Here is a 16,186-nt window from a genome sequence, read left to right as displayed (position 1 = left end):
CGCCGTACACGGGACTTCTGGGGAGTATGAGTCGATGAAGTCGCGCGAAACGCTGATCCGTCTGAAGAAGTTTCAGGTGGATGAGAAACGCCGCCGGGTGACGCAGATCGAGGGCATGATCGCTGACTTCCAGCGCATGTCGGCCGAGCTCGAGCGGGAGATCCAGACCGAGCAGGAGCGGGCCGGCATCAACGACCCGACCCATTTTGCCTATCCGACCTACGCCAAGGCCGCGATCCAGCGCCGGGAAAACCTGACGCGCTCGGCCGACGAGCTGCGCGCCCAGCTCGAGGACGCCAAGGCCGCGTTGTCCGAGGCGTTCGAGGAGATGAAGAAGGTCGAACTGCTCGACGAGCGTGACCAGGCCCGCGAAAAGGCCGAGGAGAGCGCCCGCGAGCAGGCCGACATGGACTCTATCGGCCTGATGCGCGCCCGGCTCGGCGTCATCGCCTGAGCCCCTGTCGCCGTCGCGGCTGTCGCTTTCGAAAACCCGGGCCGCGAGGTCCGGGTTTTTCGTCGCGCCCGCCCCGGTGGAGAGTTGCCCAGGACTTGTGCTACGGGAGGACGTAGGCTCGAACGAGGGAGTGGGGCGATTTTCGGGGACGCTGAATGCTGACGCCGGCAGAGCTGGTCTGGTTGCTTGCCGCTGTTGCCAAAGGGGACGAGGCCGCCTTCGAGCGCCTCTACGCGGCGACGCGCGCGAAACTCTATGGCGTCGTGCTCCGTATCTTGCACCGACAGGACCTCGCCGAGGAGGTCGTCCAGGAGACCTATGTGAAGGTCTGGAACAACGCCGCGCAGTTCAACCCGGCCGTTTCTTCCCCGATCACCTGGATGGCCGCCATCGCCCGCAACCGCGCCATCGACCTGGTGCGCAAGCGCGGTGAGTTGTCTTTGGAGGATGAGCCCTCCGCGCTCGAGGTTGCGGCCGAGACGCCGGATCCGCTGGCGCGGCGCGAGATGTCGGAGGAGCTCAAGCGTCTTTTGGAATGTGTCGGCCAGCTCGAGCCCGACCGCCAGAAGCTCGTGCTGCTTGCCTACTATAACGGCTGGAGCCGCGAGCAATTGGCGACCAAGTTCGAGGCGCCGGTGAACACGGTGAAGACCTGGTTGCGGCGGAGCATGATGGACATCCGCCAATGCCTCGGTCTCGGATGAGGTGCCGTTCGAGCCGGCGAGAGACCTTGTAGGACGTGACCTGGACCTGTGATGGCGTATAGCGAAGACCATATCGCGCTGGCGGCGGAATATGCGCTCGGGACGCTCGACGCCGCCGAACGGGCGCAGGTCGAGACCATGATGGCGGTCGACAAGGATTTTGTCGCGCTGGTCCAGGCGTGGGAATTTCGTCTCGGTCCGCTCAACCAGATGGTCGGGCTGGTCGAGCCGCGCCCCGAGCTGTGGGAGCGCATCAAGGCCGAGATCGCGCGGTTGCGCGCGTTCGCCGAGAGCGCGCCGCCGGCTGAACCGGTGGCGGTGGCCGAGGCTCCAGTCTTTGCTGTTCATCCTGACCCTGCGCCTCCCGAGGGTTCGCCTGTCGCGGCGGAAGCCCTGCCGATCGAAGCGGCCCCGGTCGAGGCGCCCGAGCCTGAGGTCGCGGCCGTCGCCGCGACGCGCAGCGCGTCTGCAGCGCATGAGATCGCGAACGATGATGCGAATGTGGTGCGGCTCTCGTCCAAGGTCCGGCAGTTGCGCGCGGTCGCCAACATCATGACCGCGCTCGCGGCCGTGCTGCTCGCGCTGGTCGGTGTCCAGGTTTACCGCCCCGATCTCTTGCCGCAGCCATTGCGGCCGAAGCCGCGGATCCAGACTGTGGAGGTCAAGGTGCCGGTCGCGCAACCCTCCGCCCAGTTCGTTGCTCTCCTGCAGAAGGACGCGGCGTCGCCGGCGTTCATCTTGACCGTCGATGCTGCCAGCAAAAGCTACACCGTGCGCCGGGTCGGCGCTGCGCCGGAGCCGGGCAAGAGCTTCGAGCTGTGGCTCGTATCCGACAAGCTGCAGAAGCCGCGCTCGCTCGGCGTGATCGGTGGCAGCGACTTCACCAGCCGTCCCGTTCTCTCGTCCTACGACGCCGACACCGTGAGTCGTGCGACCTACGCCGTCACTGTCGAGCCCGAGGGCGGGTCGCCGACTGGGCAGGCGACCGGGCCGATCGTGTTTACCGGCAAGCTGATCGAGACGGTGCCGCCGGCGCGGTGATTCAGGGCCCAAAAAAGAAAACGCCCGTGGGGAGCGGGCGTTTTCAGTAGTCGACTTGGGGTTGGGTCTACTACATATCCACGCGGCCAGTTGGGGGGCTGTGAGAACCGCGTGAATTCGGGAAATTCCTGTCAGCGAACCAGCGACGTCTCCGAACTCGTCACCACGACCGGCTTGCCGGCCTTGAGGACCTTTGCCGTCTGCGCGTAGTTCGGCTCCGCGTTGAGACGGGCGGAGATGCCGAAGCCGGCCACTGCGATGCCAGCCACGAGCGCCACCACCACGATCTTGAGGTGGGTGGTCCGATCCGCGCTGTAAATCGAGTGGTTCATGGAAGCCTCCTGCCGTCTTCCGTCCTTCGCTGATTCGTGTGAGCCGGGGGCTTTCCGGTTCATCGTCTCGCGTGAACTAACGTAGGAAACCTCAATTCTGTTTCGTAGACCACATCACAAGTGTGTGATAAGGCGTGATGCTTCGCGATCGAAAGTCGATGAAATATACATTTATATAGCTATATCAATAATTTGACTGCTTGTTCGATGTGCGGATGAAACTTCAGCTACTTAACGCAAATTTAAGAATTTGTTTGCATGTGGCGGTAAAGCAAGGGGTGGTCTGCCGGTAAAAACGGCAAAAGCCGGCGCCTGGCGCCGGCCCCGCTGATCAAACGCGCTCGGGATTCCGCGGTTCCGCAACGCCAGCCGTCACACGCTCCCCACCGTCTTCAGCCGCGCCCGCGGATGGATTTCTGCCTGCGACAGCACCGTGGTCTGGGCCCGGAAGCGCTCGACCAGCGAGCGCACGAAGGGTCGGATCGCCGCCGACGTCACCAGCACCGGCGACTCGCCTTCGCGTGCGGCGCGCTCGAACGCATCGCGCGTCGCGGTCATGAACTCCGACAGCTTCGACGGCTGCATCGCCAGGCTGCGCTCCTCGCCCTGGCCGATCAGCGATTCCGCAAACGCCTGCTCCCACCTCGCCGACAGCGCGATCAGCGGCAGGTAGCCCATCGGCGAGGTGTTCTGGGCGCAGATCTGGCGGGCGAGGCGGGCGCGCACGTGCTCGACGATCGTGGCCGGGTTGCGCGAGAACGCGAGCGCGTCGGCGATGCCTTCGAGGATGGTCGAGAGGTCGCGGATCGAGATGCGCTCCGACAACAGCAGCTGCAGCACGCGCTGGATGCCGGAAATCGTGATCTGCGTCGGCACGATGTCCTTGACCAGCTCGCTCTGCTCCTTCGGCAGCTCCTTCAGGAGCTTCTGCACCTCGCCGTAGGAGAGCAGGTCGCTCATATTGGCCTTGAGCAGCTCGGTCAGGTGCGTCGACAGCACGGTCGCCGCGTCGACGACCGTGTAGCCCTTGAGCGTCGCCTCTTCCTTCAGGCCGGCGTCGACCCAGGTGGCGGGCAGGCCGAAGGTCGGCTCCGTCGTGTGGATGCCGGGCACCGCAACCTGGTTGCCGCCGGGGTCCATGACCATGAACTGGCTCGGCCAGATCTTGCCGGAGCCGGCGTCGACCTCCTTGATCTTGATGATGTAGGTGTTGGCCTCGAGCTGAACGTTGTCGAGGATGCGCACCGACGGCATCACGAAACCCATCTCGATCGCGAGCGACCGGCGCAGCGCCTTGATCTGGTCGGTCAGGCGGTCGGTGCCGTCGGGTGCGTTCACGAGCGGCAGCAGCGCATAGCCGAGCTCGATCTTGAGGTCGTCGATCTTGAGCGCGGCCGAGATCGGCTCCTCGGCAGCCGCGGCGGTGGCAGCCGCCGCCGGTGCTGCAGCCGCGGCGACCTCCTCGGCCTTCGCGACCTCCTTCTGCTTGCGCGCCTTGAGGGCGAGCGCGGCGGCGCCGCCGCCGAGCGCCAGGAACGGAAGGGTCGGGATGCCCGGCAGCAGCGCCAGCACCAGCATCACGGCGGCCGACATGCCGAGCGCCTGCGGATAGCCCGAGAACTGCTTGATCAGCGCCTTGTCGGCGGCACCGCTGACGCCGGCCTTGGAGACCAGGAGGCCCGCGGCGGTCGAGACGATCAGCGCCGGCACCTGGGTGACGAGGCCGTCGCCGACGGTCAGCGTGGTGTAGGTGCGGGCGGCCTCGGCAAAGCCGAGACCCTGCTGGGCGACGCCGATGATGATGCCGCCGATGATGTTGATGAAGACGACGAGCAGGCCGGCGACGGCGTCGCCGCGGACGAATTTCGAGGCACCGTCCATGGCGCCGAAGAAGCCGCTTTCGTCCTCCAGCTCCTTGCGCCTGATCTTGGCGACCTTCTCGTCGATCAGGCCGGCGGAGAGGTCGGCGTCGATCGCCATCTGCTTGCCGGGCATGGAGTCCAGATGGAAGCGCGCCGCGACCTCGGCGATGCGGCCCGAACCCTTGGTGATGACGACGAAGTTCACCGTCACCAGGATGGCGAACACGATGATGCCGATGACGAAATTGCCGCTCATCACGAAGTTGCCGAATGCCTCGATGACGTGCCCGGCCGCATCGGTGCCCTCGTGGCCGCGCGACAGGATCAGCCGGGTCGAAGCCAGGTTGAGCGACAGCCGCAGCATCGTGGAGATCAGGAGGATGGTCGGGAAGGACGAGAATTCCAGCGGCGCCTGGATGAACAAAGCGGTCATCAGGATCAGGATCGACAGGGTGATCGAGATCGCCAGGAACAGATCGAGCACCAGCGAGGGCAGCGGCAGGATCAGCACCACCAGGATGGTAAGGATGCCGAGCGCCAGCGCGATGTCGCCGCGCAGGACTGCTGTCTTGAGGTCAGCGAATGAGAACCCGCCGGCCGGAGATCCGACCCCCTGACCCGCCGTGACGTCGACCATGGCTTTCGCCCCTTCCCGCCGGCCGCGTGTGCCGGCCCCAAACGACTGCGCGACGGCCGCAGGGCCGCCGTTCCGAAACTGAGGTACCGCGCCGGCGTCCACGGAAGGTCTCCTCCGTCAACTGCACCCAACCACGACACGCACATTCCACCCGGCAATTTTTGCCCGGTGGTTGGTTAGCGTTCGGTTAATGGCGGTTAACAAAGGGTTGTGGGGGAGACGGGATGCGCTCTCCTGCCGCATCTCCGTTACGCCGCCACGATCCGGGCCTCGCCCTTCGAGACGCCCGCCTACGGCGGGCTCCTCAGGGTGAGGAGCGAGGGTCGTCCCCGGACGATGAATTGTGCCGGCCATCGCGCTCCTCCCGATGAGCACACCGCTCACGGCCAAATGCAGCTCCGGTTTCGGCGCCAAACCCTCATGGTGAGGAGGCGCGCAGCGCCGTCTCGAACCATGAGGCCCCTGCCGGGTCTGACTGCGAACAAGCACGAATGAATTTCCTCTCGCAGACATGCGGCATCGTCTCCCGCGGCGCCGCGCGCCCGAGTTGTGCGTCAGGTCCGCCCTCGATCGGATGGAGGGCGCAGGGAAGGCCGGGCGCTGGCCGCGCCCGTGGCCCGCCTGCAGCAAAAAAAGCAGGCGGCAGTCACCACAGGTCTGGCCGAAACACCCGGCCTTCCCTGCGCGACGGTTGGAACGGCTTATACGTGGTCTCCCTGGTGCACCGGGCTTGTTGGCCACCATGCGCGACGGCGCGCTTGCGCACGCCAGCCGCGGGACACCAGCATCGGGGTGTCAGGACCGCACGATTTCGCCGTGCGCAACGAACCGTTCGTCCGCGCGACCAGAGGCCACGCTGCGATTCCCTGCGCCCATCGCATCCCACTCCCCACGTCTCGTGACGGTCGCGACACGCCCCTCCGGCGGAAGCAGGACGGGAGGACATATACATAATTTCGGAAAAAATGAAAGAAGAATCTTTGGGCGAGCCCAAAGTCCTCTAGTTATGTGTCTGGCTCGCCCAGCGAGGAGAAGATCAGCCTAGAATTCTCGGAGCCCCCCGGCGTCTATGCACCGAAATTCCGACGGCTCTCAGAGCGTACCCAACGTCCGATCTTTAATGCCCGGATTTCTTAGTTTGCGGCCGACTTGATGTTGTGTGCATGAACTTCGTGCGATCGAGCTGCATCGACGAGTTCGCCGAATTTGTATGGTGCAGCAATGCGTGGGGCGGATCTGGCCCGCGCTGCTGACAGCAGACTATTGACGGGCTAACCAGGCGATGTCGCGCACTTGGTCGCCCTTGTGCGAGATGAGTACGTCCCAAATTCGCTCAGTATTCGAAAGTCGAGCGTAGACTCTGCCCGCGTCATCCTGGCCGTCGCTCATATGGCGCTCCCACCATTCCCCCAAGCCCTTCAGCTTCTTCCAGGTCGGCGGTAGCCGGCCGCTTACATTCCGCAATTCCGCGAGACCGCGATAAAGCGCCCGCCGATTTGAGAATTCAGCAGCAATTACGATTAAGCTGTCCCGGATCAACCGCACGTCAGGAAGTAGAATTTCGAATACCACCTCAATTTCACTTTTCAATTTGCCGGGTGGGCTGACGGGGCGATCTGCTCGAGGCTCGTTTATCAGCTGCGCTGCCGCATACGCCGCTAGATCCGCCTCTTGACGCAAGCTTCGCTCGAACTCGATGGCAGCCCTGAGTTCGTCGATCTCTGCCTGTGTTTGGACGCCGGTGGTCCGTTCAAGCTTTAGCCGGGTGACCTCCGCCCGCAGCGCGGCCTCGCGCGCCTTAACCGCCGCCAGTTCTCCAGCAATCAACCGAGCACGGTGTTCAGCAGCAGTCTCCGGGCGATGTACGTTCAGAGTCTGACCCGCGAGGACGCCAGTGAGGAGGGACGAAAGCGAGTCCCCCGCATCCCTCGGCTTCGTGATGCGGATGAACCAATCGGCTTCCATGCCGTCGACGGGATCACCAAGATATCTTCCCATCCTGAGCACGTCATACCCGGAAGCTTTGAGCGCCGCAGCTGCAGTCTCGCACGCTAGGCTCGATCCAGAGAGCAGCAGATAGGCTTCTTCGACGCCCTCTATCACCGCGAAATTGGTTTGAGGCGCCTGGATGCTGGCATCCCCGTGCAGGCAGTCGGCTGGAGGGAACGCTTCACCGCCCATCTCGATGCGACCATCCGGACGTGCTATTGGATAGGCCAGTCCGCGCCAGATCGCTCCATCCCTTCCATCGGGTAGGCGGACAAGCGTGCACTCACGGGTCTCGAAGAGTTGGGTGCCAATAAAAATTGATATGATCATGATTGTACTGCTAAAATAACACACGTTTTTCGAACGTGTCAGCGTGCGTCACGCACGCTGCGTTGGGTTTTGTTTGGGTTGAATATCAATGGAAATGCAGGTTGTCGCCCACTTCATCACCCACCCCGAGACGGTTTTCGCCGTCGGCATAGTGCTGATGCTGTGGGCCATTGTATCCGGGGTCTCCTTTGCTCGTGGGGCAAATCGACTGATTGGAGCGCTTGGCCGTGCCAGAAGCATCATCGAAAAGACCGGAAGCCCCACCGAGTTCGCACGGAACTACGAGGTCATCTCGCCGAAAATTGCTGCCGACCCGGTTTTGGGTTCGCGCTGGCGCGAGTATACTGAATCCCTTGTCCTGCCTCAGGAAAGCAATCGGCCGATACGCGCTACCGCCCGGGCGGGGGCCTGGTTCGATACAAGTCTTCTGCGTGTTCCCGCCATTGGAGTTGATGCAAGATATCATGCAGCCCTTCCAAATCTCCTGGTTGGAGCCGGCCTGCTTTTCACCTTCCTCGGCTTGGCTGCCGCGTTAGGAAAGGCAGGCGGTATCATAGGAGGAGCGGATCCGGCTGGGCGGAACACCGCGCTCCAGGATCTACTGGCCACTGCATCGTTTAAGTTCATCACGTCGCTCATCGGACTGCTTCTCTCAATTATGTACGCGCTGTTCCGTAAGGCTTGTTTGAAGCGCATCGAACGAGCGCTCGATGGCTTTCTGACGGTTCTCGAAACGAGAGTGCCTCTCCTAACTCCTGCGGCCTTGCAACAAGAGGCCAACGAGCTCCTCAAACGCCAGTCGATCCAATTGGAGACGTTTTCGACTGACCTCGCGGTCAATCTTGGCGGAGTTTTTGACAACGCCTTCAATGACCGGCTGGGCGAGCACATCGCGCCACTGACGAGCGCGATGCAACGTCTCGCCGATGGCATCGGTTCAAGGAATGAAGATGCGCTGAAGGCTATGCTGGACACGTTCGTTCAACGGCTTCAAGGCGGTACGGGCGATCGGATGCAAGACGTCGCGCAGAGCCTTGCGGGTCTAAGTTCACGGCTCGAAGGACTCCAGTCAGGGCTTGGCGATGCCGCCGTGCGAATGGCGCAGTCCGCTGATGCGATGGCCAATCGCATGGGCGAAGGTGCCGAAGCTGCGCTTTCAAGAATCACGGACCAGATAGGTGGGCTAGCGACCGGACTAAGGACCATCGTCGATCAGACGAGCGCGGCTGGGACCAATGCCGGTCGTGATATGTCGGAGCGAATCGAGGCAGCTGCTAAGATGTTTGAGCAGGCTGCTCGAGACGTATCCGAGAGCCTCACCGTCGCTGCCGCCGGCATGGAGGCGCGGATCGGCGAACAGGCTACACAGAGTTCCGCGCGCCTCTCTAAGCAGCTCGAGGCGGTTGTGGAAGAACTACGCTTGCTCGCCGAGAACAGTCGAACGACAGGCACGGAGGCCTTGACCGCCCTGGCTGAGCGCGTAGGAGTCGCCGCGGCTACGTTCGAGTCGACCGCCTCAAGGGTCGCGAGCGAACTCGGCGATGCCGCGACCAACACAAGTAAGACGTGGGAGCGAGAGGCCGAACAGTCGGCTCTTTGTATTGCGAGTGCGTCGGAAGGGCTGGCGGGGCGTATCTCTGATATCAGTTTGGCCACCAACGAGATGGTCAGCAAGATGACCGATTTACAGCGCGCAACGCAAGAGGCCGTAACCCCTTTGGCCGCGACGGCAAATGAAATGCAACTCGCTGGACAAGCAGCGAGGACTGCGGTTGAGCCGCTGAATCAGGTCGCCCAAATAGTCGGTAGGTCTATGGATCAGATTGCTGGCGTAGCCCAACGGCTGGATGCCACCCACGCAGCCGCTGGACGCCTGATCGAAAGCCTGGCGGCCGCATCTCAGCGGTTTGAGGGCGTTGATCAAGAACTCTCGAAGACTCTGGTCGCCTTGCAAAATGGGCTTCAAGGTTTCACGCGCGAGGTCCATGTATTTGTCGCCGGAACTGATGAGAACCTTGCAAAGGCAGCAACTCAACTTGGAAATCTGGTGAAGGGCCTGCAGGATACCCTGGAAGATTTCACTACTCGCGTGCTCGAGCCCCAATGAGGGTCGACCCAACTTCCAAGCTCAGCGATGAAACGGCGGATTCCGGAGTAGGCTTGTGGCGCTGATGGACGCGACTGATGAAAGTGGCGGAGAAGGGTATTTCGCTTCGGTTAGCGATATGATGGTCGGTATCCTCTTCATTTTTCTGCTGTTGCTGACCGTGCTTGCCTTGAATTTTCGAGAGGCCGAGCAAGACCAGAAGGTTGAGTATGTCAAATATGTTGAAGCCCAAAAGAAAGCGACAGAGGCGACGCGGCGAGCTCGCGAATCCGAGGCAGACGCTAAGCGGGAGGCAGCGCGGGCAGCAGCTATTAATGCCGAAAATGCTAGATTTAGATCCCTATTGCTTGACGCTGCTGCGCAATTGCAGAAAGACATTGCGGATCGGGAAGCGGCTCGTGGCCAATTGTTGATCTCGCTGAAGCAATCCCTTAGTAATAAAGGAGTGTCAGTTTCGATCGACCCAACATCTGGCATCCTTCGTCTTCCCGAGGATCTCCTCTTTAAGATTGGCGACGCGACAATCGGAAAGAACAATCTGCCGAGGTTGCAGGCGCTCGCTGCGGTACTGGCAAGCACGTTGCCGTGCTACGTCAATGGCGGAGATGCAGCCGGATGCGGTGGTGTCGTGGCGCCAATCCTGGAAACCGTATTGGTGGAGGGGCACACCGATCGACAGGCTTACAGAAGCATCGCTCAACCTTCAGCTACGCCGGTCGCAACTGAGGGCTCCCTCCTAGCGAAGCCGGTGAGACGGTTGCCTGCGCGAGCTGTTGTTGCCAAGGACTCCGAACTTCGAAACGATCGTTTGTCGACGGACAGGGCCCTAAATGTTTTTAAGGAGCTTAGGCAGGCCCAGCCATCGTTGGACTCACTAAGAAATTCTGACCAACAGCCTCTGTTGGGCTTTTCGGGATATGGGCAGCGTCGTCCTCTTCCTGATGCGTTGGGGTCATCGCAGACAGAGTTCGATAAAAATCGCCGCATCGATCTTCGCTTTGTCCTGTCAGCCCGCACGTCCGACGAACTGATGAAATTGCGCGAACAAATCCAACAAGCGTTGGGTAAGAGCCAATGACCCATGCGTTGCTTGCAATCGATCGACTGAATGCTTTCGTGAAGCTTCTTCCGCATGCTTCGTCAAGGCTCCCGGTAAAGTCAGAAAGCGCTAAGGCGGTCGAGGCATTGAGGGCGTCTGATGCCGCCATAGCGCTGCCGGTCGAAGCAGTTTTGGACGCTGTTCGTAGTCGCCTCGTCAAGGTGTCTTCTGCAGGTACTGGTCAATACTTGCGAAGTGATTTGCGTGCTTCAGTGTGGCTTCTTTGGACTGAGAAGCAGCCTCTTGCAGATCTTCCGGGTCTGGTAGAGGCGGTCTGGGCGCAGGCTTACAAGTCAAATGCGACCGCGCGTGCTCTGATTGAAGCTTGGCTCAGGGCGTTTTCGCTTGAGAACCCTAGTGTCGGGCCCACCGGTATGGCCATACGACAGCTCTTGGTCATGCGGCCGAATCCGCGCTTGGAATCTTGGCGAGATGCCGATCGTAGAGTCGAACTATTTGACACCAAAGAGGGGCCGCGAAAGCTTGCTCGTCGGATAATGTTAGGTCCAGAAGCGCTCGATGCAGAGTTGTCCGCGGTCGGTTTTGACGATCCGTTGCGCGCCGCCGGAAATTATATGCGCGCGGTGCAGAAGGAGATCGTTGCGAAAGCTTCGGTTTCTTTGACGAGATCGGATGCAGACCGAACACTGAAGCGTATCCTGGCGTTTTTGGCACCCCAAGGTAGCCTCCGTTTTGCCGAGCCAAAGTCCCGCGGCGAAATGGCTCGGGGCCTGTTGAGGCCCTGGCTTGAGGCAGAAGATGAACCAGACGAATCAATTCGCTTTCAGATCCAAGACTTCTTGTTAGAGCATCTCGACGATCCTCGCTTGAAGCCGCAACGCTGGCAGGAAGCTGGCGTGCACGCGACCAATCTGATGCGTCGATGGCTAACTCGCGCGTCATTGAAGGCGTTCTTTGGCCTTATCTCTGATCACGCATTAGATGCCCATTGGCGATATCGAGAGGCATTTTGGTCAGCGTGTCTGGAGAAGGATGCGACCATTGAGGCCTGGCTTGCTCTGGGAAGCCGAATCTACGCCTCAGCTCGCGCTGTAGAGGATCTGAAAAGAGCCTTTGCCAGGCTTGATGGAGCGAGCGGCGATCAGGCCGTGCTGCTCCTGCGAGTAAAAGGCTTGGTATTTTGCGAATGGAGTCATAATGGAAAGCTCCGCGCTTGGCCGGCAGATTGGTCAAATGCGCCCCAACTCGGTCGCGCGAGATACACACGAGCCGAATTGACCGGAAAAGGCCTCCCCTTCCCACCTAGTGCCAGGTTTGGATCGAATGGGTCGTCTGATGGAATGGGTCTGAGCCATATCGGGTCTGACCGCAATCAATGGCAGGGAAGCGCGGCCGAACTCCTTGCCCGGCGAACGCAGATAGTGCTTGGGCCTAAGGATTGGTGGCCCCGATGAGGTACCGCTTCGACTATCAGGTAACACCCGAGGCGACTGAACTCCGCATGGCAGGCCCTCGCGGCAATATTCCCGCGGATTCATGGTCGATCGAGGCGCCAGCGTCTCTGCTTCCCGGTGTCGATCTCGCGCAGCGTCTCATCGCGGCTGGTGCTGCGATCTCGGAAGACGACACGATACTCATCGAGCATCGAGCGGTTGCATCTCTGTCGGCCAGCGAAGCCAAGAGTTTAGGGCTGCCACCGATCTCTGACGTCGTCTGTCATCTCGAAACGACGGGGATAATTGCTCGTCCGGATTTCAGCATAAGACAGAGTTGGCGGCGTGCTGCTGGGCAGCCGATAGTCGGCGCCAAACGAACGGGTGCTTGGCTGCGTGTCGGCAACGCTTGGCAGCGGTTGCCGGATGCGCTGTTTGAGATTGCTGAGGGAGTGGATCGCCTACATGCGCTGCCCGATGACGATTTGGCAGAGCGTCTCAAGGCCATCTCCTCGTTACGCGAGGTGCTTCCCGCGGCTATTTCGTCGGCTTCAGTTGAGACGACCGGACTCATTGGCGAAATAGCCATCGCGGTTGCGGACGCATTCTCATTGGATTTAGTCGGGGCCGGAAGCGACGCTAAGCTTGAGCCCATCCTTCATCGAGCCGGTGGAAATCCCGATGATTGGCTTCTGTCGGCTGACGAGCAAGTTGCCTTTGGTCGCGATCAGTTCAATCGTTTCGGGACAGCTCGGTCGGTATACGCGCTCGGAAAAGGAAAATACCTTGTTCTCTCGCCACCGCTACGGAAGGCGCTCGCGGAAGTCCGGAGAGTTCAATCCTCGCCCATTGCGACAAAGCGAGCTCTCCTAGCATCACCTAGGGCATTTTTGCGAGAGGCTTTGGGCGACGATACGGAGGAGACGGTTATTGAATCGGTATTCCGTGAGACCTCGAGCTATGCGGAAAGAGTGATTGGGCTAGGGCTTTGGCAACGACGAGTTCTTCCCTGGATAAGGCTAGGGACAACAAACTGGTTTGGTCCAGAAATTGGCGACGATACGCAAGGTCGGCGTGGCGCAGCTAGCGCAGCTGGCATCGTCATCGGCGCAGAGACCGTTCCACTATCCGATGAAGAAGCCGATCAACTAAGGGCGCGCATCGAGAATGCCATTGGAGCCAATCAAAAGACCGTATCGTTAGATGTTGCGGGACGAGTGATTGACGTCCCTGCATCATACGAAGCGCTTGCAGCGCTCGAAGCCCTGAAGGTGGCCCGGTCGCCGCTTGATCAGACGAAGGATTTTGCGTCACCGCCTGGAAAAGAGTCCAATGCAGCTTCGGAAAAAGAAGCGCTGGTTATTAAACCGAACGAGCAGGAGATCCAGGTCGAAGCGAACTTTTCCAAGCGATCTGCGCCGCCGCTCGGGCAGCCCACTGGCCTTGCCTCGCGACTCAAGCATCATCAGGTCGAAGGGCTGGATTGGCTTCAAAAGGCATGGGCAGGCGGTCGACCCGGAGTTCTTCTTGCGGACGACATGGGGCTCGGAAAGACATTCCAAAGTCTGGCATTTCTCGCTTGGTTGCGAGAGGGAATGGATTCACGAGCAATCGACCGCGCGCCGATATTGGTCGTGGCACCAACGGGCCTGCTTGAGAACTGGCGGGCGGAACACGATCGCCATCTTTCTGCGCCCGGCCTTGGATCCTGTGTTCCGGCTTATGGACGAGCCCTCGCGAATATCCGCAAGAGTGCGCCGGAGGGGCGACCCGGCATCGATGTTGAAAAGCTTCGCCGGGCTGATTGGGTACTGACGACCTACGAAACGCTGCGGGATTATGACCGGGATTTCGGCCAAGTCCGATTTTCGGCCCTGCTGTTTGATGAAGCCCAAAAGATTAAAACGCCCGGTGTGCGAGTAACGGATGCCTCGAAAGCGATGAACGCAGAGTTTCGGATTGCTTTGACGGGAACGCCCGTTGAGAACCGGCTGGCCGATCTTTGGTGTATTACGGACGCTGTTCATCCGGCTTGCTTGGGCGATTTGAAAAGTTTTAGCGCCACCTACGAGAAGGATCCCGACCTTGAGCGCCTTCAACGCCTAAAATCATCCCTTGATGTTTGGCATGGCGGACGGGCGCCCCTTCTGCTGCGTCGTCTCAAGGAAGACAAGCTTCCTGATTTGCCGCGACCCATACAGCGCGTTTCGAAAGCCGTAATGGCGGGCGCGCAACTGGCCCAATACAAGGCGGCTATCGATGATGCGCGCCAAATCAGCAAGCCTGGTGGAGTTCTTGAGATACTTCAGCGGATGAGAGCAGTATCTCTTCATCCTGGTGGAAGTCCGCTTATGTCGGATAGCGACTTTATCGAAGCCTCGGCGAGGATGCGGATCGCATTCGATGCGCTCGACTTGATCGCTCAGCGTCGCGAGCGGGTTCTGATATTCCTGGATGACCTTGATTTGCAGGCTCGATTGGCAGGAATTATTCAGCGCCGATACGGCATGACTGCCCCTCCGATGATCATCAACGGTAACGTTGGAGGCGCAGTCCGACAGGCGAGGGTTGATCGTTTCCAAGTTGGCCCTGATGAGTTTGACGCGATGATTCTCTCTCCTCGCGCGGGAGGAGTCGGATTGACGCTGACGCACGCCAATCACGTCATCCATCTTTCTCGCTGGTGGAATCCGGCGGTGGAAGATCAATGCACTGGCCGTGTCGTACGCATTGGCCAGACACGCGATGTGGAGGTACACATCCCCCTTGCGTTGCTTCCGGAGTCGACTGCTTCGTTCGATCAGAATTTGCACGCGCTCTTGGAGCGGAAGCGGCGCCTGATGCGAGACGCATTGCTTCCCCCCAACGCGACGGAAGCCGACCGGAACGAACTCTTTCAGGCCACCATCAGATAGTGATTTGACCGAGGCCAGTGAACGGCCGTCATTCCGGTAGGCTCTCTCATAACAAGACGGCCAGCATGGGAAGAAACATGACAAGCGCCTTGACTGTCCTCGGGACATTGATCGCTGCCTCTGCGCTCGCAGCAACCGACCGAACGCAAGCACAACAGTGGTTACAGTGACGCTGCACTAAATGCGCAAGGCCGGCCATCCTGAGATGGCGGCATCGGCAGCGCTGGCCGCCATGAGCCGATCCGCCCATGATCATGCCGGCCATTGCCCCTCGCCTACAGCTTCACAACGATCTTGCCGAAATGCGAGCCGGACCGGAGATGGGCAAACGCCTCGGGGGCCTCGTCGAAGCCAAACACCCGATCGACGATCGGGTGGATCGCATGGTCAATCAGGAAACGATTCATCGCGGTGAAATGGTCGACCGATCCGACGGTGACGCCGATGATGTCGGCATTTTCCCACTGCAGGCGCGCGAGGTCGGGCTTCGGGCCGAATCCGGTCAGGACGCCGATCTGGACGATCTTGCCACCGGAGGCCACCGATCGCATCGATCGGTCATAGGTGCCGGGGCCGCCGAGCTCGAGGATATGACTGGCGCCTTGGCCGTCGGTCGCCGTCATCAGTGCCACATCCCAATCAGGCGTGGTGCGGTAGTTGATCAGGATCGCAGCCCCGAGCGCCTTGGCACGGGCGAGCTTCTCATCCGAGGACGAGATCACGATCGCACGCGCGCCCAGCGCGGTGGCAAACTGAAGCCCGAACAGCGCGACGCCGCCGGTGCCCTGCACCAGCAGCGTGTCGCCTTGGCCCATCCCGCCGCGCGTGACGAGGCCATGCCAGGCCGTAACGGCCGCGCAGGGCAGGGTCGCGGCCTCGATCGACGTGAGGTGCTCCGGCACGGCGACCACCGCCGTGACCGGCAGCACGACATGTTCCGCCAGCATGCCATCCATCGTGCTGCCGCCCAGCGCTGACGCGACGTATTGGGCCTTGAACGGACCCGAGACCCAATCGCGAAAGAACGACGCGGCGACCCGGTCACCGACCTGCCATTGGACGACATCGGGGCCCACGGCATCGACGACGCCTGCGCCGTCGGAAAGCGGAATGCGGCCGTCCAGCCCGTCTTGGCCCGCGCGGTCGAGGATGATGAGGTCACGGTAGTTGAGGCTCGCCGCCTCGACGCGGATGCGGACCTCGCCATTGCCGGGTTCGGGCTTGCGGACGTCTACCCGCACGAGGCGACCGGCGCCGGCATGGCCATTCACATGATAGGCTTTCATGGTTGCTCCTTTCCAAGGGCATTCACCTGGATGAGC

Annotated in this window: 11 protein-coding genes; 7 read left to right on the top strand and 4 right to left on the bottom strand. The window is 60.9% G+C overall.

The genetic code is table 11. The features are described from left to right. Positions 1–34: 34 nt before the first annotated feature. The 3 genes from fliJ to QX070_RS01210 all read left to right on the top strand — a co-directional run bounded on the left by fliJ (position 35) and on the right by QX070_RS01210 (position 2,199). Positions 35–454, top strand: coding sequence for a flagellar export protein FliJ (gene fliJ / locus QX070_RS01220; protein ID WP_008960735.1), 420 nt, complete (start codon positions 35–37; stop codon positions 452–454). 155 nt (positions 455–609) lie between these two features. Then, positions 610–1,158, top strand: coding sequence for a sigma-70 family RNA polymerase sigma factor (locus QX070_RS01215; protein WP_315714037.1), 549 nt, complete (start codon positions 610–612; stop codon positions 1,156–1,158). A 51-nt stretch (positions 1,159–1,209) separates the two neighbouring features. Further along, entirely contained in the window at positions 1,210–2,199 is a 990-nt protein-coding gene (locus QX070_RS01210; protein WP_315734071.1) for an anti-sigma factor domain-containing protein, read from the top strand. Between the two features lie 131 nt (positions 2,200–2,330). Here QX070_RS01210 and QX070_RS01205 read toward each other — a convergent pair whose 3' ends face one another. The 3 genes from QX070_RS01205 to QX070_RS01195 form a co-directional block, all read right to left on the bottom strand. Next, a complete protein-coding gene (locus QX070_RS01205; RefSeq protein WP_315734069.1) occupies positions 2,331–2,531 on the bottom strand; it encodes a hypothetical protein in 201 nt (66 codons plus the stop codon). Between the two features lie 372 nt (positions 2,532–2,903). Next, complete coding sequence (gene flhA / locus QX070_RS01200) at positions 2,904–5,030, bottom strand: flagellar biosynthesis protein FlhA (protein ID WP_315714040.1); 2,127 nt, start codon at positions 5,028–5,030, stop codon at positions 2,904–2,906. A 1,260-nt stretch (positions 5,031–6,290) separates the two neighbouring features. Next, positions 6,291–7,349, bottom strand: coding sequence for a hypothetical protein (locus QX070_RS01195; RefSeq protein ID WP_315734067.1), 1,059 nt, complete (start codon positions 7,347–7,349; stop codon positions 6,291–6,293). A gap of 88 nt (positions 7,350–7,437) precedes the next feature. Here QX070_RS01195 and zorA point away from each other — a divergent pair, with 88 nt between their 5' ends. The 4 genes from zorA to QX070_RS01175 are packed head-to-tail and all read left to right on the top strand — an operon-like array spanning position 7,438 to position 14,864. After that, positions 7,438–9,456, top strand: a complete 2,019-nt coding sequence (gene zorA, locus QX070_RS01190; RefSeq protein ID WP_315734065.1) for an anti-phage ZorAB system protein ZorA — start codon at positions 7,438–7,440, stop codon at positions 9,454–9,456. Positions 9,457–9,511: 55 nt separating this feature from the next. Next, positions 9,512–10,534, top strand: coding sequence for a hypothetical protein (locus QX070_RS01185; protein ID WP_315734063.1), 1,023 nt, complete (start codon positions 9,512–9,514; stop codon positions 10,532–10,534). After that, entirely contained in the window at positions 10,531–11,970 is a 1,440-nt protein-coding gene (locus QX070_RS01180; protein ID WP_315734060.1) for an EH signature domain-containing protein, read from the top strand. Before QX070_RS01185 ends, QX070_RS01180 begins: the two co-directional genes overlap by 4 nt. Beyond that, a complete protein-coding gene (locus tag QX070_RS01175; protein ID WP_315734058.1) occupies positions 11,967–14,864 on the top strand; it encodes a DEAD/DEAH box helicase in 2,898 nt (965 codons plus the stop codon). The genes QX070_RS01180 and QX070_RS01175 overlap by 4 nt, the downstream gene beginning before the upstream one ends. Before the next feature lie 275 nt (positions 14,865–15,139). Here QX070_RS01175 and QX070_RS01170 read toward each other — a convergent pair whose 3' ends face one another. Beyond that, positions 15,140–16,150 carry an NAD(P)-dependent alcohol dehydrogenase gene (locus tag QX070_RS01170; protein ID WP_315734056.1) on the bottom strand — a complete coding sequence of 337 codons (1,011 nt, stop codon included), beginning with the start codon at positions 16,148–16,150 and terminating at the stop codon, positions 15,140–15,142. Positions 16,151–16,186 lie beyond the last annotated feature (36 nt).

Origin of the sequence: Bradyrhizobium sp. SZCCHNR1093 (assembly GCF_032381175.1) — a bacterium.
Taxonomy (GTDB): Bacteria; Pseudomonadota; Alphaproteobacteria; order Rhizobiales; family Xanthobacteraceae; genus Bradyrhizobium.
The sequence above is the reverse complement of the archived record's forward strand: the minus strand, read 5'-3'. Positions and strand labels throughout refer to the sequence as shown.